The sequence below is a fragment of the Streptomyces sp. NPDC056600 genome, from assembly GCF_042792855.1.
GTDB lineage: Bacteria > Actinomycetota > Actinomycetes > Streptomycetales > Streptomycetaceae > Streptomyces.
In genome coordinates, this window is record NZ_JBHTVQ010000095.1 from 1 (window position 1) to 16,987 (window position 16,987).

A 16,987-nucleotide genomic window follows, 5' to 3' on the forward strand; every position below is an offset into this window, starting at 1 on the left:
CCCGGGGTTCCGGCCCCGGGGGGCAGATTTCCACCTCCCCGGCTCCCCCGGGGTCGCCACCGCGGGCGGCGCTCCCCTGACGGGAGCGCCGCCCTCGGGCGTTTCCACGGCGGGGCACGTCAGCGCGCCGTCGGGTGCGGGTCCTTCTCCCGCGGGACGGGGTGCCCCTCGGAGTCGACCACCGCGCGGTCGCCCAGCGGCCGTTCGAGCTCGACGGTCCGGTGGTGGGTCTTCGCGATCATGATGCAGACCCGCTCGGGCCACGGCCTGTCGAGGACGGTGACCTCGACCCTGCCCTCCTTCTCCTCGGTGCGGACCGTGAAGTCGGAGCAGACGCCCGCCTCGAAGGCCACGGTGAGGCGACCGTCCTCGGCGCGGTAGCCGGTGATCCGGGCCTGGCCGGCGGCCGTGCCGTCGTCCGGCCCGGTGGGGCGGGGGCTGGGACGCTCGGCCGGCGGCTCCTCTCCCGTGGTGAGGTAGGCGGGGTCGACGGCGGGGTGGGACAGGCGCAGCAGGTCGCCCCCGTCGGGGAGCCGCACCTCGAACATCCAGGACGGCACCAGCGTCTGCCGGCCGTCCACGAAGTGCGCGGCCAGGCCGAACTCGGCGCTCTCGACGGTGGCGGTGCGCCGCTTGAGGGGCGCCTCGGGGGTGCACGGGTGGGCCGGCGGCACCGCGGAGGGGCGGCCCGCGGGAGCTTCCTCCCCCTTGTCCCCGCCGGGCTCCGCGGGCACGGCGGTGGCGCAGCCGGGCTCCGGGGCCCGGCCGATCCCGGAGCTCAGCCGGTCGAGGTCCTTCAGCGCGGCCTCGGCGTCCACCAGCGGGTACGAGTCGCCGCGGACCGGGTCGGCGAGCATGCCGGCGCCCGAGGTCACCCGGGAGTCGGGCCCCACGCGCAGGGCGGTGGTCCAGCCGTGGGTGGGCAGCCCACCGACGACGGGGTCGGCGTCGACGGTGCGCTCGGCGCCCAGGGTGCCGCCCGCGTCCACCCGGGCGTCGCCCTGTCCGGCGGCCTCGAGCACGGGGGCGGCGGCCTTCTCCGCCTTCCCCTCGTCCACCGGGGTCTTCGCGCCCGACGGGTCGCGGTGGAACGTCCAGGAGGCGGGGGCCTTCCTGTCGACGGTCAGCTCCTCCCCCGCCTTCCACACCGTGCCCTCCTGGCGCGGCGTGCTCTCCAGTCCGAGCGCCTCGGCGAGCGCGGCCACCCGCTCCCGGGGGACCTGGCCCTCGGGCAGGTACACGGGGGCGGTGTCCGGGCCGTCGGGCAGCTCGCCCGCGGCACGGAAGGTCAGGCCCTGCGGCACGGCGCCGTAACCGTCGAGCACCAGGGGCTCGGGCTTCGGCGGGTCGGCGGGCGAGGCGGCGGCCGGGCCGCCCGTGGAGGAGGCGGCGTACGTGCCGACGCCCGCCACGGCCAGCACCGCCGCCGCCACCGCGGCCACCGCGAGCCGCCTGCGCGGCGGGTCGTGCCGTGGTCCGGGCGCGGTGTCGCCCTGCGGGCCGTGCACCGGTCCCGGCGCGGTGTCGCCGTGCGGGCCGTGCACCGGTCCCGCGGCGGTGTCGCCGTGCGGGGCGGCCCCGCCGTGGGGAGCCGTTCGGTCGTGCGGGTCGTGGTCGCGGCCGTCGTCCGGGCCGCCGGCCGGCAGCGCGTCGTCCTTCACCTCGTTGCTCCTCTTCCTCAAAGGCCCTCGGAGGCCGTGCCCCTCATCAGGAGTCCCCGATGGGACGTGCGCGGGGAGGACCCGGTTCCCCCCGAAGGGGCACTCGGGACGAACCGGCCGCCCGAGCCGCCTACCATCGGTAGGTCACCAAGCCGCCAGCCAGGAGAGAACCCGCCGTGCGCATCGCAGTCACCGGCTCCATCGCCACCGACCACCTCATGACCTTCCCGGGCCGGTTCGCCGACCAGCTCGTCGCGGACCAGCTGCACACGGTCTCGCTCTCCTTCCTGGTCGACCAGCTCGACGTCCGCCGTGGCGGCGTCGGCGCCAACATCGCGTTCGGCATGGGCCAGCTGGGCACGGCCCCGATCCTGGTCGGCGCGGCCGGTCCCGACTTCGACGAGTACCGCGCCTGGCTCGACCGGCACGGCGTCGACACGGCCTCCGTGCGCATCTCCGAGACGCTGCACACCGCGCGCTTCGTGTGCACCACGGACGCCGACCACAACCAGATCGGCTCCTTCTACACGGGCGCGATGAGCGAGGCCCGCCTGATCGAGCTGAAGACCGTCGCCGACCGCGTGGACGGTCTCGACCTGGTCCTCATCGGCGCCGACGACCCGGAGGCGATGCTCCGCCACACGGAGGAGTGCCGCGCCCGGGGCATCGCGTTCGCCGCGGACTTCTCGCAGCAGATCGCGCGGATGGACGGCGAGGAGATCCGCATCCTGCTGGACGGGGCGACGTACCTCTTCTCCAACGAGTACGAGAAGGGCCTCATCGAGTCCAAGACGGGCTGGTCCGACGAGGAGATCCTCGCCAAGGTCGGCCACCGGGTGACCACGCTGGGCTCGCGCGGCGTGCGCGTGGAGCGTCACGGCGAGAACCCGATCGAGGTCTGCGTGCCGAAGGAGACCCGCAAGGCCGACCCGACCGGTGTCGGCGACGCCTTCCGCGCCGGTTTCCTCTCCGGTCTCGCGTGGGGCGTCTCGCTGGAGCGCGCGGCGCAGATCGGCTGCATGCTGGCCACGCTGGTCATCGAGACCGTGGGCACCCAGGAGTACCAGCTGCACCGGGCCCACTTCATGGAGCGCTTCGCCGAGGCGTACGGCGAGGAGGCCGCCTCCGAGGTCCGCAAGAACCTCGGCTGACGCGCGACGCGTGACACACGGGGAAGGCCCCCGGCGCCAGTGGCGCCGGGGGCCTTTCGTGTCGCGGTGCGTCAGGCCCGGACGGGCTCGGGCTCCGCGGCGGGGGCGGGCGTGTCGTCGCCGCCGTCGCCGGGGGCCTGCTCCGCCCGCTTCGCGGCCCGCTTGGCCGCGCGGCGCTCCTTGCGGAGCTCCAGCATCGCGTACAGCGTCGGCACCAGCAGCAGCGTGAGCAGCGTCGAGGTGATCAGACCGCCGATCACCACGACCGCCAGCGGCTGGGCGATGAACCCGCCGTGGCCGGTGACGCCCAGCGCCATCGGGACGAGGGCGAAGATGGTCGCCAGCGCGGTCATCAGGATGGGCCGCAGACGGTGCCGGCCTCCCTCGATCACCGCCTCGACGACTCCGTAGCCCTGCGCCCGGTACTGGTTGATCAGGTCGATCAGCACGATGGCGTTGGTGACCACGATGCCGATCAGCATCAGCATGCCGATCATCGCCGGGACGCCCATCGGGGTGCCGGTGGCGATCAGCAGGCCCAGCGCGCCGGTGGCGGCGAACGGGACGGACACCAGCAGGATCAGCGGCTGCGCCAGCGACCGGAAGGTGCCCACCAGCAGGATGAACACGATGGCGATGGCCGCGAGCATGGCCAGGAAGAGGTTCATCTGCGCCTCCTCCTGCTGGTCGACGACGCCGCCGATCTCGGCGGTGGCGCCCTTGGGCAGCTCGAGCTCGTCGAGCACCTTGGCCAGCTCGATGCCGACGGCGCCGGTGTCGTCGGTGGTCGGGCGCGCGGTGACGTTCACGGCGCGCTGACCGTCGATGCGGGTCAGCGAGACCGGACCGTCGACCAGCTTGATGTCGGCGACCTGGGAGAGCTTGACCTTACCCAGACGCAGGCTCTTCAGCTCGGCCACCGTGTCGGCCGGCTTGTCCGCCTTGATGACGATGTCGCGCTCGGCCTGGTCCAGCGTGGCCTTGCCGACGGTGTTGCCGCGGACGGCCTGGGCGACGATCCCGCCGAGCTTCTGGTCGGTGAACCCGGCGGCCGCGGCCTTCTCGTTGGCGCGGACCTGGATCCGCGGCACCGACTGCGCGAGGTCGTTGGTGACCTCGGTGACGTCGTCCATGCCCTTGACCGCGTCGGTGACCTCGGCGGCCGCGTCGGCCAGCACGTCACGGTCGGCGGCCTTGACGACCACCGCGAGGTTCTGGCTGCCGAGACCCATCTGGGCCCCGCCGATCTCGGTCTCACCGACGCCGTCGAGGCCGGCCAGGCTCTTCTCGATCTCCTTCTGGACGTCCTCGTAGGAGGCGTCGTCCTCGATCATCACCTGGAAGCTGGCCTGGTTGGTGCCGGTGCCGCCGCCGAAGGCCGCCATCCAGCCGGAGCTGCCGACGGTGACTTGCTGGTTCTTGACGCCGTCGACGCCCTCGATCGCCTTCTCCACCGTGGCCGCGGCCTTGTCGGTGGCGGCCAGGCTGGTGCCCGGCTCGAGCTTCTGGGTGACCGAGATGACGTCCTGGTCGCTCTGGTCGAACAGGTTGACCTTGAGCAGCGGGGTCATGGCCAGGGTGCCGACGAACACGGCGACCGCGATCAGCACGCTGGTGAGGCGGCGACGGGTGGCGAACTTCAGCACGGGCACGTACAGGCGCTGCAGGCGGCTGCGGCGCTCGGCCTCCTCCGCCTTGAGGCGGGCCTGCTCGGCGTCGCCCGGGCCGCCCTTGGGCGCGCGCAGGAACCAGTAGGACAGGACCGGGACCACGGTCAGCGACACCAGCAGCGAGGCCAGCAGGGCGACCGTGACGGTGATGCTGAAGTCGCTGAACATCTCGCCGACCATGCCGCCGACGAGGCCGATCGGCAGGAAGACCGCGACGGTGGTGAGCGTGGAGGAGGTGACCGCGCCGGCGACCTCGCGGACCGCCTTGAGGATGGCCTCCTTGCGCTCCTCGCCGTAGCCGAGGTGCCGCTTGATGTTCTCCAGCACCACGATCGAGTCGTCGACGACCCGGCCGATGGCGATGGTGAGACCGCCCAGCGTCAGCATGTTGAGCGAGATGTCGCGGGTCCACAGGAAGATCAGCGTGAGGACCACGGACAGCGGGATGGAGACCGCGGTGACCAGGGTGGAGCGGACCGAGGTCAGGAAGACCAGGATGATCACGACGGCGAACAGCAGGCCGAGCGCGCCCTCGGTGGTGAGGCCGGAGATCGCCTGGGCGACGGCCGGGCCCTGGTCGCTGACCACGGTGATCTCGGCGTTCTTGCCGACCGACGCGCGCAGGTCGTCGAGCTTGTCCTCGACGGCGTCGGAGATGGTGACGGCGCTGCCGTCGCGGTCCATGGTGACCATCACGGACAAGCTGGGCTTGCCGTTGGTCCGGGTGATGGAGTTGGTCGCGGCCGGCTTCTCCTCGACCTCGGCGACCGAGGAGAGCTTGACGGCCTTGCCGCCGCCCTGACCGGTGGCACCGGGAGCTCCGGCCGCCGCGCCCGCGCCCTGCGCCTGGCCGGCGATCCGCAGGTCCTTGATCTGCTGCAGAGAGGTGTAGCCGCCGCCGACCTGGACGGTGCGGTTGGCGCCGTCCTCGTCGAAGGCGCCGGCCGGGACGGTCGCGCCGCCCGCCTGGAGCGCCTGGGCCAGCGAGTCGGTGCTCAGCCCGGCGCGCGCCATCTTGGCGTCGTCCGGGGTGATCGTCACCTGCATGTCGCGCACGCCGTTGACCGAAGCCTGGGAGACGCCCTCGATCTTCTCCAGCTCGGGCAGCACGGCGGTGTCGAGGCGGTCGGCCAGCGCCTGCTGGTCCATGTCCGCGGTGACGGAGAGGACCACGGCGGGCATGTCGTCGGAGCTGCCGGCGATCACCTGCGGGTCGACGCCCTCGGGCAGCACGTTCCGCGACCGGTTGATGGCCTGCTGGATGTCGGCGACCAGCTGCTTGGTGTCCGGGCCGTAGTCGAAGGAGGCCATGATCACGGCGCTGCCCTCGCTCGCCGTGGAGGTCAGGCTCTCGACACCGTCGACGGCCTTGATGCCGTTCTCGAGGGGCTCGACGACCTGCTTCTCCACCACGTCCGGCGACGCGCCCTGGTACGGCGCGATGACCGAGACCATGGGCAGTTCGATGGAGGGGAACAGCTGCTGCTTGAGCTGCGGGATCGCGATCACTCCGAAGAGGAGCGCGATGAGCGACATCAGCCCTATCAGGGCCCGCTGCGCGAGGCTGAATTTCGACAGCCAGGACATAAGGGTCAGGGTCTCTCTACGAGGTGAGGGCACGGTGCGTGGGGGCGCCGGCATGGGGCGGGACCGCCGCCGCATACATCCTGACCCATGGCCCGTCAGGACCTGGTAACCCCCTGGTCCTATTTGACGAGCGTCACATCCTCCTAGGGTCGGACATCCCCACCGCCATCCGCCGCCGGGCGGACCTGGCGCCGGGGTCCCCCGGCCCGGGGCGGGCTCCTCCGCCGCGGGGAGGGCAGGGGCGTCCCCGCGGCGGCCGACAGCGGTGCCGGGGGACCCTACGTACCCGCCGCACCGGACGGCGCTGCCCTTGGGCGGTGTCCTGCCGCCTCGCGGTGCAGTGCCGCCGGGATCGCTCACCCGGCCCGGCGGACCCGGCGTGCCCCGCCGCCTCGCCCGGCGCTGCCCTTCGGCGGGGTGCCGCTGCCTCGCGGGGCACTCGTCGCCCACCGGCAGGTCGGCAGACCCTGCCCACCGCGCGGATCGCGGGGCCGTGTCCCGGCGCGCGCCGGGGTCATGCCGACCTTGCGGGTTCCGGCGCCTGCCGGCTCAATCGGCGTTGCGCTCCGCCGGCCCGGCGGCGTCGGCCGGGGTCACCGGCCCGGCGGCGTCGGTCGGGGTCACCGGCGTCACCGGCCCGGTGGGATCGGTCGGCGTCACCGGCCCGGTGGGATCGGTCGGCGTCACCGGCTCCGCGGGCCCGGTGGCGTCGGTCGGGGTGACGGGCTCGGCGGGCGCCGCTGTCTCGGGCGCTCCGGCGGACGGCGCGGCCTCTGCGGACGCCACGGATCCCGCGGGCTCACCGAGCCCTCGGGGCTCACCCGGCTCCCCGGGCTCCCCCGGCTTGGCCACGGTGGGGGACTCGCCGATCTCCGGCAGCTCGGCGGCGAGCGCGGCGGCGGCCCGCACCAGCGGGAGGGCCAGCAGCGCGCCCACGCCCTCACCGACGGTCACCCCGTGGTCCAGCAGCGGCTCGAGCGCCATCCGGTCCAGCGCCTTCGCCTGGGCGGGCTCGCCGCTGCTGTGGCCGGCCAGCCACCAGTCGGGCGCGCGGAAGGCGGCCCGCTGCGCGACCAGGGCGGCGGCGGCCGAGACCACCCCGTCCAGGATCACGGGGGTGCGACGCACCGCGCACTGCAGCAGGAAGCCGGTCATCGCGGCCAGGTCGGCCCCGCCCACCGCGGCCAGCAGCTTCAGCTGGTCGCCGAGGACCGGACGCGCCCGTCGCAGCGAGTCCCGGATCGCGGCGCACTTGCGCATCCACGCCAGGTCGTCGATCCCGGCGCCCCCGCGGCCGGTGACCACCGAGGCGTCGGTCCCGCAGAGGGCGGCGACCAGGACCGCGGCGGGCGTCGTGCCGCCGACGCTGAGGTCGCCCAGGACGATCAGGTCGGTGCCGGCGTCGGCCTCCTCGTCGGCGATCTCCATGCCCGCGCGGAACGCCGTCTCGGCCTCCTCCGCGGTGAGCGCGTCCTCGATGTCGATCCGGCCGCTGCCGGCACGCACCCGACGGGCGGTCACCTCGGCGGGCAGCGCCTCCGGTTCGCAGTCCAGGCCCACGTCCACGATCCGCAGCGGGACGCCCTCGCGGCGGGCGAGGACCGCGACGGGGCTCACGCCCTCCAGGACGTCGCGCACCAGCCAGGAAGCCGTGCCGGCCGGGCGTCCGGAGACGTCGAGCGCGGCCACGCCGTGGTCGGCGGCGAACAGCACGACCTTGGGCCGGTCCAGGGGGCGCACCGGCACCGCGTGCTGGGCGGCCGCGAGCCACTCCCCCAGTTCGTCCAGACGTCCCAGCGACCCGGCCGGAACGGCCAGCCGCTCCCGGCGCGCCTCCGCGTCACGGCGCACGCTGCCGTGGGGACGCTGGATCCGGTCGGTGAAGTCGTCGAGATTAAGCGAGCTCATTGGCGGAACAGTACCGGCCCGTCGGGGCGACGTCGTTGCACCCGGGAGCGGGACGTCCTACGTTCCGGTTTGCCCGCTTTCGTGTCCGGGGATCTCCCGTGGTGTCCCCCGTCCTTCCGTCCGTCGTCGCCCGAGGTGAGGAGCCGCCGTGGCCGAGGTCGCCGTGCCGCAGTCGCAGTCGCAGGAGCCGGTGGGGCCGGGCGGGCCGCTCCCCGGGCTGGCGCCGGACGACCGGCCGCCGGGGCGGCTGGAGCGGCTGCGTCACCGCCTCGCCGCGCGGGCGGTGCTCGCGGTCGTGCCGGAGCCGGAGAGCTGGCTGGACGTCGGCTGCGGGTACGGGCACTTCTGCGAGGCGGCGCGGGCGTGGTTCCCGTACACCTCGTTCGACGGGCTGGACGCCGGGGCGCGGGTGGAGGAGGCCTGGCGGGCGGGACGGGTGGAGGAGGCGCACCGGGGGGTGCCGGGGGATCCCGCGGTCACCCTCCGCCTGAGGGGGCGTTACGACGTGGTGAGCCTGCGCGGGACGCGGCTGCGTCCCGCCGAGCTGCGCGCCCTCCGGCCGCTCCTCCGCCCCGGCGGCCACCTCCTGGCCGACCCTTCCCCCGAGGCCCCCGCCGCCCTCACCGCCACCGGCTACCTTCCCCTCCCCCGCACCGCTCCCTGGCGCCCTCTCCTCGCCCGTCTGCCAGGGTGACGCGCGGAGCCTGTCCGCCCCGGGCGGAGGGTCAGAAGGAGCCGCGGAGGGGAAGGGCCTGGCCGGCCACGACGAGGAGGACGTGTTCGCACTCCGCGGCGACCGCCGCGTTCAGCCGCCCCAGCTCGTCCCGGTACCGCCGCCCCGACGCCGTCGCCGGCACGATCCCGGAGCCGACCTCGTTGGAGACCGTCACCACCGTCCGCCGCGTCGCCCGCAACGCCTCCGCCAGCCCGGTCACCCGCGTCCGCAGCTCCCGCTGGCCGCCGCCCGCCCATTCCGCGTCGTCCCACGCGCCGACCGCGTCCATCGCGTCGGTGAGCCACAGCGCCAGACAGTCGATCAGCAGCGGCGGCCCGTCGTGGTCCTCGAGCAGCGGGCCGAGGTCGCAGGTCTCCAGCGTCCGCCAGGACGCAGGCCGGCGGTCCCGGTGCAGCCGGACCCGTTCCGCCCACTCGGAGTCGCCGCCCCGCGTCCCGCCGGTGGCCACGTACACCACCTCGGGGTACGCCTCGAGCCGCCGTTCCGCCTCGACGGACTTGCCGGACCGCGCGCCACCCAGCACCAGGGTGCGCCGCGGCACGTCGGGCACGTTCTCGTACGTCCCCACCGTCAGCGTCTCTCCGTCCGGCACCGCTCTCGCCCCCGCCGCGGCCACCCGGCGCCGCAGTTCGGCGCCGGGTGGCACGTCGTGGTCGACGTGCACCGCGATCACGTCGGTGGTGGGCCCGACCGCGCCCGCCTCCCGCAGCCGGCCCAGCGCGTCCGGGCGGCCGGTCACGTCGGCCAGCACCATCTCGTACGGCTCGGCGCCCTCCTCGAGCCCGGCCGGCGCGCACCCTGGCGGCAGGTACAGCAGCCGGTGGCCGTCGGGTCCGGTCACCGCGTAGCCGGTGCCCGGGGCGTCCATGGCCAGCGCCCGCACCCGGTGCCCGGTGAGCAGCGCGAGTTCCCGCCCGTCCGGCACCCGCCCGGGCTGCGGCAGCCCCGGCGGCACCTCGACGGCGGGGCCGTCGTGCGGATGGGTGAGCAGCACCTGCCGCACGCCGTTGAGCGAGTGCCCCGAACGGGCGGCGGCGAAGGCGGCCCCGGGGATCAGGTCGAGCAGCAGCGTGCCGTCCACGAGCAGCGAGGTCGCGGCCCGGGCGTCCGGGCCGAGGGCGACGGCGCAGGCGGCGCAGGGGCAGCCGGGGCGGGGCAGCCCGCTGGGGGCTCCGGTGCCGAGCAGAGTGACGTCCACGTACCGATTGTCCCGTCCGCCGCGCGGACCGCGCGCCCGCCACCGTCTGTTCGGCGGCGCGGCGTCCTCCGCGGGGTGCGGGAGCGTCCGGTGGGGCCGCCGATGTTGCAGGAGCCGCGCGACCGGGAACGATCAGGACCTGGGCACCCCCTAAGCTCCTGACGACGGCATCACAAGCCGGACCCGCAACCCTGGAGGCGCACGTGGTGGCATGGATTTGGCGGTTCGAGAAGGCCGACGGCACCGAGGTCGACCCCGCGGTGGAGCCGGAGGAGTTCACCACGCAGGGCGACGCGGAGTCCTGGCTGGGCGAGCACTGGCGGGACCTGCTGGAGGGCGGCGCCGAGCAGGTGCGGCTCTTCGAGGACGAGGCGGAGATCTACGGCCCGATGAGCCTGCGCGCCGAGGACGCCGAGGGCGCCGGGGACGGCGCCGACGCCGCGAGCACCGGGAACGCCGGGGCCTGACGGCCCGGCGGGACGGCCGGGGGCGGCCCGTCGGCCCCCGGCCGCCCGCGCGTCACTGCTCGCCCAGCGTCACCCGCGCCGTGCGGTCGTCGCCGTCACGCCGGTAGGCGACGGTCACCTCGTCGCCCGGCTGCATGGTGGCCAGCGTCTCGGTGAGCGAGGTGATGGTGGTGATCTGACGGTTGCCCAGCCGGGTGATGACGTCCCCGGCCCGCAGTCCCGCGTCGGCCGCGGCCCCGCCGCTCGTCACCTCGACGATCGCCACACCGGTGGCTCGGTTGTTCCGGTCGACCACGGTGCGGCCCGTGATGCCGAGCGCGGCCCGCCCCGTGTGGGTGACCCGCCCCTGGTCGATGATCTGGTCGGCCACCGTGCGCACCATGGACGACGGGATGGCGAAGCCGATGCCCGCCGCCGCCTCGCCGCCGCCCAGGCTCGGGTCGGAGGCGGCCAGGGTGGGGATGCCGATGACCTTCCCGTCCAGGTCGACCAGCGCTCCCCCGCTGTTGCCGGGGTTGATGGCGGCGGAGGTCTGGATCATGTTGGGGATGGTCGCGCCGGTGCCGCCCCCGTCCGGGGTCTCGCTGACGGTCCGTCCGGTGGCGGAGACGATGCCCTGGGTGACGCTGGAGGACAGCCCCAGCGGGGAGCCCATCGCCATCACGATCTGCCCGACCTGCACCTCGGAGGAGTCGCCCAGCTCCGCCGGCCGCAGCCCCTCGGGCATCCGTTCCAGCTTGATCACCGCGAGGTCCTGCTCGGGGAAGGACGACACCAGCCGCGCGGTCAGCGGCGCGCCGGCCTGGGCGGTGGTCACCCGGAACCGCTCCTCGTCCCCGACGACGTGGGCGTTGGTGACGATGTGCCCCTGGTCGTCGTAGACGATGCCGGAGCCGAGGTCGCCGGATGCCTGCACCTGCACGACGGAGGGCAGGGCGTCGCGGACGACCTGGATGTAGCCCTCCTCCAGGTCCCGCGGGGCGGCCGGCGCGTGCGGGGCGCCCGCCTCATGGCCCCGGCCCGGCGCGGCGTGCGGGACGGCCGCCTGGCAGGCGGGCAGGACGGCGAGGGCGAGGCAGCAGGCGAGTGCGGTCCCGGCGCGGCGCGTGGCGGATGCGTCCATGCCTGCGAGTCTCGCCGCCCTGCCCCGCCGCGGCCCGTCCTGTACCCCCGAACGGGCCCTCGGTGGCGAGCGGGGGTCAGGTGGTCGGGAGGCCTCGGGAGCCGCAGAGGTGGAGCAGGGCCGCCACCCGGCGGTAGGGGTCGGTGCGGCCGGCGCGCTCCTCGGCGGCGAGGAGGTCCTCGAGCTCGGAGGGCGCGGTGGCGCCGTCGGGCGCGAGGTCGGTGAAGACCCGGACGCCGTACCAGGACCGCAGCGGCGCGCCGATGCCGGCCAGCGACTCGGTGAGCGCGTCGAGCCGGTCGGCGCGGGCGTTCACGCCGAGCCGGTTGCGGTAGCCCACGGTGTCGAAGGCGGCGACCGCGCCGGCCCAGTCGCCGGCCAGGCCGGGCCGCATGGCGAGCGCGTCGCCGTTGCGCACCAGCAGCGAGAGCAGCCCGCCGGGGGCCAGCATCCGGCCGAGGCCCGCGAGCAGCGCGTCCGGGTCCTCGACGTACATCAGCACGCCGTGGCAGAGCACGACGTCGAAGGCGCCCGGCAGGAAGTGGACGCCGGTCTCCTGGCCGTCGCCCTCCACCAGGCGGACCCGCTCGCGGATCCCGGCGGGCTCGCCCTCCAGGGCCCGGCGCGCGGCCTCGATCATCACCGGGTCGCGCTCGACGCCGGTGACCTGGTGCCCGGCGCGGGCGAGCCGCAGCGCCTGGGTGCCCTGGCCCATGCCGACGTCCAGCACGCGCAGCCGCTTGCCGACCGGGAAGTGGGCGATGATCTGCTCGTCCAGCTGACGCGCCACCAGTTCCTGGCGGACGACGTCACGCAGCCCGCCCAGCTTGCCCAGCCAGGCGCGGGCCGCGTCGGAGTCGAAGGGGGTCGCCTGCCGCGGCACCCCGGCGGAGCCGGTGGTGGTCAGGGCCGCTCCCCGCGCTTGACCTGGGGCTTGGGCAGCCGGAGCCGGCGCATCTGGAGCGAGCGCATCAGCGCGTAGGCGACGGCGCCGCGGCGGTTCTGGTCCGGGAACTTCTCGGCGAGCCGCTTGCGCAGGCGCAGGCCCGTCGCCAGCGAGTCCAGGACGATCATCACGATGATCGCCAGCCAGAGCAGCATGCCGATGAACTGGATCTGCTGGTTCCTGATGATCGTCAGGATCAGGATGATCACGGCCATGGGCAGGAAGAACTCGGCCACGCACCAGCGGGAGTCGATGTAGTCCCGGGCGAAACGACGCACCGGGCCCTTGTCGCGCACCGGCAGGTACCGCTCGTCGCCGGAGGCGAGCGCCTGGCGCTGGCGCTCCATGGCGGACCGGCGCTCCTCGCGCTGCCGCTTCGCCGCCTCCTTGCGGTTGGTCGGCGTGTGGGCGACGCTGCGGCGCTGGGACTGGGCCGCGCTCCGCTTGGGAGTCGGCCTGCCCTTCGGGGCCTGCGGGTCACGGGGCTGTTTGGCCTGGCTCACCGGCGACTGCGCGGCGTCCTTGGCCTTCTCGGCGTTGGCACGGCTTCGGAACACAAAACCCAAGGGTACGGGGTGGCGCCAGGCATGGACCACCGCCCCGGTGGGAACGATCCCGCAACGGCCCGCGTCCTGACACCTGGGGGGATGATCTCCTCCCTGGGCGTGACCGGACGTGTCCGTGGTCGTCCTCGCGGAGGACCGGATCGCCCACCGGACAGTGCGGTAATGGAGACACAGCCCGTACCGTGGGTTGTGTCGGCAGTAGCTGGAGCTGGAAGTCGTCAGAAGGGGGCGCGCGAAGCCCATGAGCGGTGTCATGAAGCGTATGGGGATGATCTTCCGCGCGAAGGCGAACAAGGCCCTGGACCGGGCCGAGGACCCTCGCGAAACCCTCGACTACTCGTACCAGAAGCAGCTCGAGCTGCTGCAGAAGGTGCGGCGCGGGGTCGCCGACGTGGCGACCTCCCGCAAGCGTCTGGAGCTCCAGCTCAACCAGCTGCGGTCGCAGTCGGGGAAGCTGGAGGAGCAGGGGCGCAAGGCGCTGGCGCTGGGCCGTGAGGACCTGGCCCGCGAGGCGCTGACCCGGCGTGCCGCGCTGCAGCAGCAGGTGACGGACCTGGAGACGCAGCACAGCACCCTGCAGGGCGAGGAGGAGAAGCTCACTCTCGCGGCCCAGCGGCTGCAGGCGAAGGTGGACGCCTTCCGCACCAAGAAGGAGACCATCAAGGCCACCTACACGGCGGCCCAGGCGCAGACCCGGATCGGCGAGGCGTTCAGCGGCATCTCCGAGGAGATGGGCGACGTCGGCCTGGCCATCCAGCGTGCCGAGGACAAGACCGCGCAGCTTCAGGCGCGGGCCGGCGCGATCGACGAGCTGCTCGCCTCGGGCGCGCTCGAGGACCCGTCCGGCATGGCCAAGGACGACATCCAGGCGGAGCTGGACCGGCTCTCCGGTGGTACTGATGTGGAGCTGGAACTTCAGCGGATGAAGGCCGAGCTGTCGGGTCCCGCCGAGCAGCAGCAGGCCATCGAGGGCGGCGCCCCGGCGCAGGAGCAGCCGCAGGACTCCCCTCGGTTCCACAAGGAGCAGTAGCCCCGTAGCAGGGCCGCAGTGGCCCCGACCGCTTTCAGGGAGGCCCGGGATGATCGTTCGGATCATGGGTGAGGGTCAGGTCCGGCTGTCCGACAGCCATCTGGCCGAACTCTCCGCGCTGGACGACGAACTGTCGTCCGAGATGGAGCAGGGCGACGGCCCCGGCTTCCGCCGGACGCTGCGGGCCCTGCTGGACAAGGTCCGCGAGCTGGGGGAACCGCTGCCGGACGACTCCCTGGAGCCCTCCGAGCTGATCCTCCCGGCCCCGGACGCCACCTTGGACGAGGTCCGCGCCCTGCTCACCGACGAGGGCCTCATCCCGGGCTGAACCGGACCGGCCCCGACCTGCCGTCTCCGCCCGTGCCTCCCGGCCCCGCCGGGTGGCCGCGGGCGCGGGGCGGGTAGCGTCACGCCGCATGTCCGACGCCACCCCCTCACTCCCCGCCGGCCGCCCCGGCCTTCTCGACGGACCTCGGTTCGCCCTCGGCACCCTGACCACGCTGCCGGTGCGGGTGCGCCGCTGGGACCGGGCGGCGGCGCGTCACGGCATGCTCTGGGCGCCGTCGGCCGGACTGGCCGTCGGCGGCGCGGCCGCGCTGGCCGGGGTGGCGGGAACCGCCGTCGGCCTCTCCCCCGCGCTCGCCGCCGTCGTGACCGTCGCCGTTCCCGCGCTCCTGACCCGGGCGCTGCACCTGGACGGTCTCGCCGACACCGCCGACGGCCTGGGCAGCGCCAAGCCCGCCGACGAGGCGCTGCGGATCATGAAGCGCTCGGACATCGGCCCGTTCGGCGTGGTCACCCTGCTACTGGCGCTGGGGGCGCAGATCGCGGCGCTGGCCGAGGCCTTCGCCCGCTCCGCCGCCCAGGGCGCCCTGGCGGCGCTGCTCTCCGCCGTGACCGCGCGCCTGGCGCTGACCCTGGGCGCCCGGGCGGGGGTGCCCGCGGCCCGGCCGGAGGGGCTGGGCGCGGCGGTCGCCGGGACGGTGCCGCGGACGGCGGCCCTCGCACTGGCCGTCGCGCTCACCCTCGCCGCGGCCGCCGCCGGACTGCTGCTCGGCGGCCGGATCGAGGCGCTGCGCGCCGCGGCGGCGGTGCTGCTGGGGTGTCTGGCGGCGGAGACGCTGCTGCGCCGCTGTGTACGCCGCTTCTCCGGGGTAACGGGGGACGTGCTGGGCGCGCTGGCGGAGACCGCGGCGACCGTCTCGTTGCTGGTGCTGTGCGTGGGGTGACCGTGCCTGGGCCGACCAGGGCGGGAGGCCGCGCGTAGGCTCCTCCCAGAAGCCCAGGGCCCGGCCGAGCCCATCCTCTCGGCCCTGCGGAAGCAACCCCCCTCTCAACGGAAGCGAGACATCACCACCGTGACTGATCTTTCCCTCAGCACCGCCGCGGTCGCCGGCCTGCGCGCCGACGCGATCGTCGTCGGTGTCGCCAAGGGCGCGCAGCCGGACGGCGGCCCTGTCGTGGCTGCGGGCGCCGAGGCCGTCGCCGAGGCGTACGACGGTTCCCTGGCCGGCCTGCTGGAGACCCTGGGCGCCTCGGGCGCCGAGGGCGAGGTGACCAAGCTGCCCGCCCCGGCCGGATTCAAGGCCCCCCTCGTGGTGGCCGTCGGCCTGGGCGCGCAGCCGGAGAAGGACGAGGTCTGGGACTCCGAGGCGCTGCGCCGCGCCGCCGGCGTCGCCGCCCGCGCGCTGACCGGCGTCGCCAAGGCCGCGTTCGCGCTGCCGCTGGAGGACGCGGAGGCGGCCGGCGCGGTCGCCGAGGGCGTGCTGCTGGGCGCGTACTCCTACGACGCCTACAAGGAGTCCGGCAAGGACGCCAAGGGCGCCAAGGGTTCCAAGGCCGCGAAGAAGGGCCCGCTGGGCGAGGCGGTGCTGCTCGGCGGCAAGCCGCGCGACCGCGCCTTCAAGGCGGCCGTGGAGCGCGGTGCCGCCCTGGCCGAGGAGATGAACCACGCCCGCGACCTGATCAACATGCCGCCGAACGACCTGTTCCCGGCGACCTTCGCGGAGATCGCGCAGAAGGCCGCCAAGGAGCACGGCCTCAAGGTGACCGTGCTGGACGAGAAGGCGCTCACCAAGGGCGGCTACGGCGGCATCCTCGGCGTCGGCAACGGCTCCACCCGTCCGCCGCGGCTGGTGAAGCTGTCGTACACCTCGTCGAAGGCGAAGAAGCACCTGGCCTTCGTCGGCAAGGGCATCACCTACGACTCGGGCGGCATCTCCCTGAAGCCGGCCGGCCACAACGAGACCATGAAGTGCGACATGTCCGGCGCCGCCGCGGTCCTGTCCGCCGTGGTCACGGCCGCGCGGCTCGGTCTCGAGGTGAACGTCACCGGCTGGCTCTGCCTGGCGGAGAACATGCCGTCCGGTTCCGCCACCCGTCCGGGTGACGTGCTGCGGATGTACAGCGGCAAGACCGTCGAGGTCCTCAACACCGACGCCGAGGGCCGCCTGGTCCTGGCCGACGGTCTGTGGGCGGCCTCGCAGGAGAAGCCGGACGCGATCGTCGACGTGGCGACGCTGACCGGCGCGATGATGATCGCCCTGGGTTCGCGGACCTTCGGCATCATGGCCAACGACGACGGCTTCCGCGCCCTGGTGCACGACGCGGCCGAGGAGAGCGGCGAGGACGCCTGGCAGATGCCGCTGCCGGAGCACCTGCGCGCCGGCATGGACTCCGCCACGGCCGACATCGCCAACATCGGCGAGCGGATGGGCGGCGGCCTGGTGGCCGGTCTGTTCCTGCGCGAGTTCGTGGGCGAGGGCATCACCTGGGCGCACGTGGACCTCGCCGGTCCGGCCTTCAACGAGGGCAAGCCGTTCGGCTACACGCCGAAGGGCGGCACGGGCTCCGGCGTGCGCACGCTGGTACGTCTGGCCGAGCGCGCCGCCGAGGGCGACGTGCTCTGAGTCACCCGACCCACCGGGGGTGGGGAGGGGTTCCG

The 16,987-nt window shown here is 74.5% G+C and carries 12 protein-coding genes and 2 pseudogenes; 7 read left to right on the forward strand and 7 right to left on the reverse strand.

Translation table 11 applies throughout. The annotated features are described in order from the left end of the window. Positions 1-119: 119 nt before the first annotated feature. A complete protein-coding gene (locus ACFRAV_RS29620) occupies positions 120-1,661 on the reverse strand; it encodes a hypothetical protein (RefSeq protein ID WP_382560160.1) in 1,542 nt (513 codons plus the stop codon). Positions 1,662-1,837: 176 nt separating this feature from the next. On the opposite strand from ACFRAV_RS29620, the gene ACFRAV_RS29625 reads away from it, so the two are divergent. After that, positions 1,838-2,812, forward strand: a complete 975-nt coding sequence (locus ACFRAV_RS29625; RefSeq protein ID WP_382560163.1) for a carbohydrate kinase family protein — start codon at positions 1,838-1,840, stop codon at positions 2,810-2,812. Between the two features lie 71 nt (positions 2,813-2,883). On the opposite strand, the gene ACFRAV_RS29630 is transcribed toward ACFRAV_RS29625, so the two are convergent. Both ACFRAV_RS29630 and cobT read right to left on the reverse strand, forming a co-directional pair. Beyond that, positions 2,884-6,069, reverse strand: coding sequence for an efflux RND transporter permease subunit (locus ACFRAV_RS29630; protein WP_382560166.1), 3,186 nt, complete (start codon positions 6,067-6,069; stop codon positions 2,884-2,886). Between the two features lie 765 nt (positions 6,070-6,834). Further along, positions 6,835-7,977: pseudogene (gene cobT, locus ACFRAV_RS29635) on the reverse strand (nicotinate-nucleotide--dimethylbenzimidazole phosphoribosyltransferase); the annotation flags it as partial. A 148-nt stretch (positions 7,978-8,125) separates the two neighbouring features. Here cobT and ACFRAV_RS29640 point away from each other — a divergent pair. Next, positions 8,126-8,671 (forward strand): class I SAM-dependent methyltransferase, encoded by a 546-nt coding sequence (locus ACFRAV_RS29640; protein ID WP_382560168.1) that lies wholly within the window; start codon positions 8,126-8,128, stop codon positions 8,669-8,671. Positions 8,672-8,702: 31 nt separating this feature from the next. Here the strand turns inward: ACFRAV_RS29640 and ACFRAV_RS29645 are convergent, their stop codons facing one another. After that, a complete protein-coding gene (locus tag ACFRAV_RS29645; protein ID WP_382560170.1) occupies positions 8,703-9,911 on the reverse strand; it encodes a bifunctional adenosylcobinamide kinase/adenosylcobinamide-phosphate guanylyltransferase in 1,209 nt (402 codons plus the stop codon). Between the two features lie 203 nt (positions 9,912-10,114). Here ACFRAV_RS29645 and ACFRAV_RS29650 point away from each other — a divergent pair, with 203 nt between their 5' ends. Continuing rightward, the gene (locus tag ACFRAV_RS29650) at positions 10,115-10,378 is read left to right on the forward strand and encodes a hypothetical protein (protein ID WP_382560173.1); all 264 of its coding nucleotides are present in this window, start codon (positions 10,115-10,117) and stop codon (positions 10,376-10,378) included. A gap of 52 nt (positions 10,379-10,430) precedes the next feature. Here ACFRAV_RS29650 and ACFRAV_RS29655 read toward each other — a convergent pair whose 3' ends face one another. The 3 genes and pseudogenes from ACFRAV_RS29655 to ACFRAV_RS29665 form a co-directional block, all read right to left on the reverse strand. Continuing rightward, positions 10,431-11,501, reverse strand: a complete 1,071-nt coding sequence (locus ACFRAV_RS29655; RefSeq protein WP_382560177.1) for a S1C family serine protease — start codon at positions 11,499-11,501, stop codon at positions 10,431-10,433. Between the two features lie 76 nt (positions 11,502-11,577). Continuing rightward, complete coding sequence (locus ACFRAV_RS29660) at positions 11,578-12,291, reverse strand: class I SAM-dependent methyltransferase (RefSeq protein WP_382560187.1); 714 nt, start codon at positions 12,289-12,291, stop codon at positions 11,578-11,580. 113 nt (positions 12,292-12,404) lie between these two features. Beyond that, positions 12,405-13,036 (reverse strand): annotated as a pseudogene (locus ACFRAV_RS29665) (DUF3043 domain-containing protein). Between the two features lie 230 nt (positions 13,037-13,266). On the opposite strand from ACFRAV_RS29665, the gene ACFRAV_RS29670 reads away from it, so the two are divergent. The 4 genes from ACFRAV_RS29670 to ACFRAV_RS29685 all read left to right on the forward strand — a co-directional run bounded on the left by ACFRAV_RS29670 (position 13,267) and on the right by ACFRAV_RS29685 (position 16,952). Beyond that, positions 13,267-14,043: a PspA/IM30 family protein gene (locus ACFRAV_RS29670; protein WP_382560179.1), complete on the forward strand. Its 777-nt coding sequence runs from the start codon at positions 13,267-13,269 to the stop codon at positions 14,041-14,043. Positions 14,044-14,092: 49 nt separating this feature from the next. Continuing rightward, positions 14,093-14,371: a hypothetical protein gene (locus ACFRAV_RS29675; protein WP_108953779.1), complete on the forward strand. Its 279-nt coding sequence runs from the start codon at positions 14,093-14,095 to the stop codon at positions 14,369-14,371. A gap of 88 nt (positions 14,372-14,459) precedes the next feature. Further along, on the forward strand, positions 14,460-15,272 hold the full coding sequence (locus ACFRAV_RS29680; RefSeq protein WP_382560182.1) for an adenosylcobinamide-GDP ribazoletransferase: 813 nt from the start codon (positions 14,460-14,462) through the stop codon (positions 15,270-15,272). A gap of 129 nt (positions 15,273-15,401) precedes the next feature. Next, complete coding sequence (locus ACFRAV_RS29685; RefSeq protein ID WP_382560185.1) at positions 15,402-16,952, forward strand: leucyl aminopeptidase; 1,551 nt, start codon at positions 15,402-15,404, stop codon at positions 16,950-16,952. Positions 16,953-16,987: the final 35 nt, after the last annotated feature.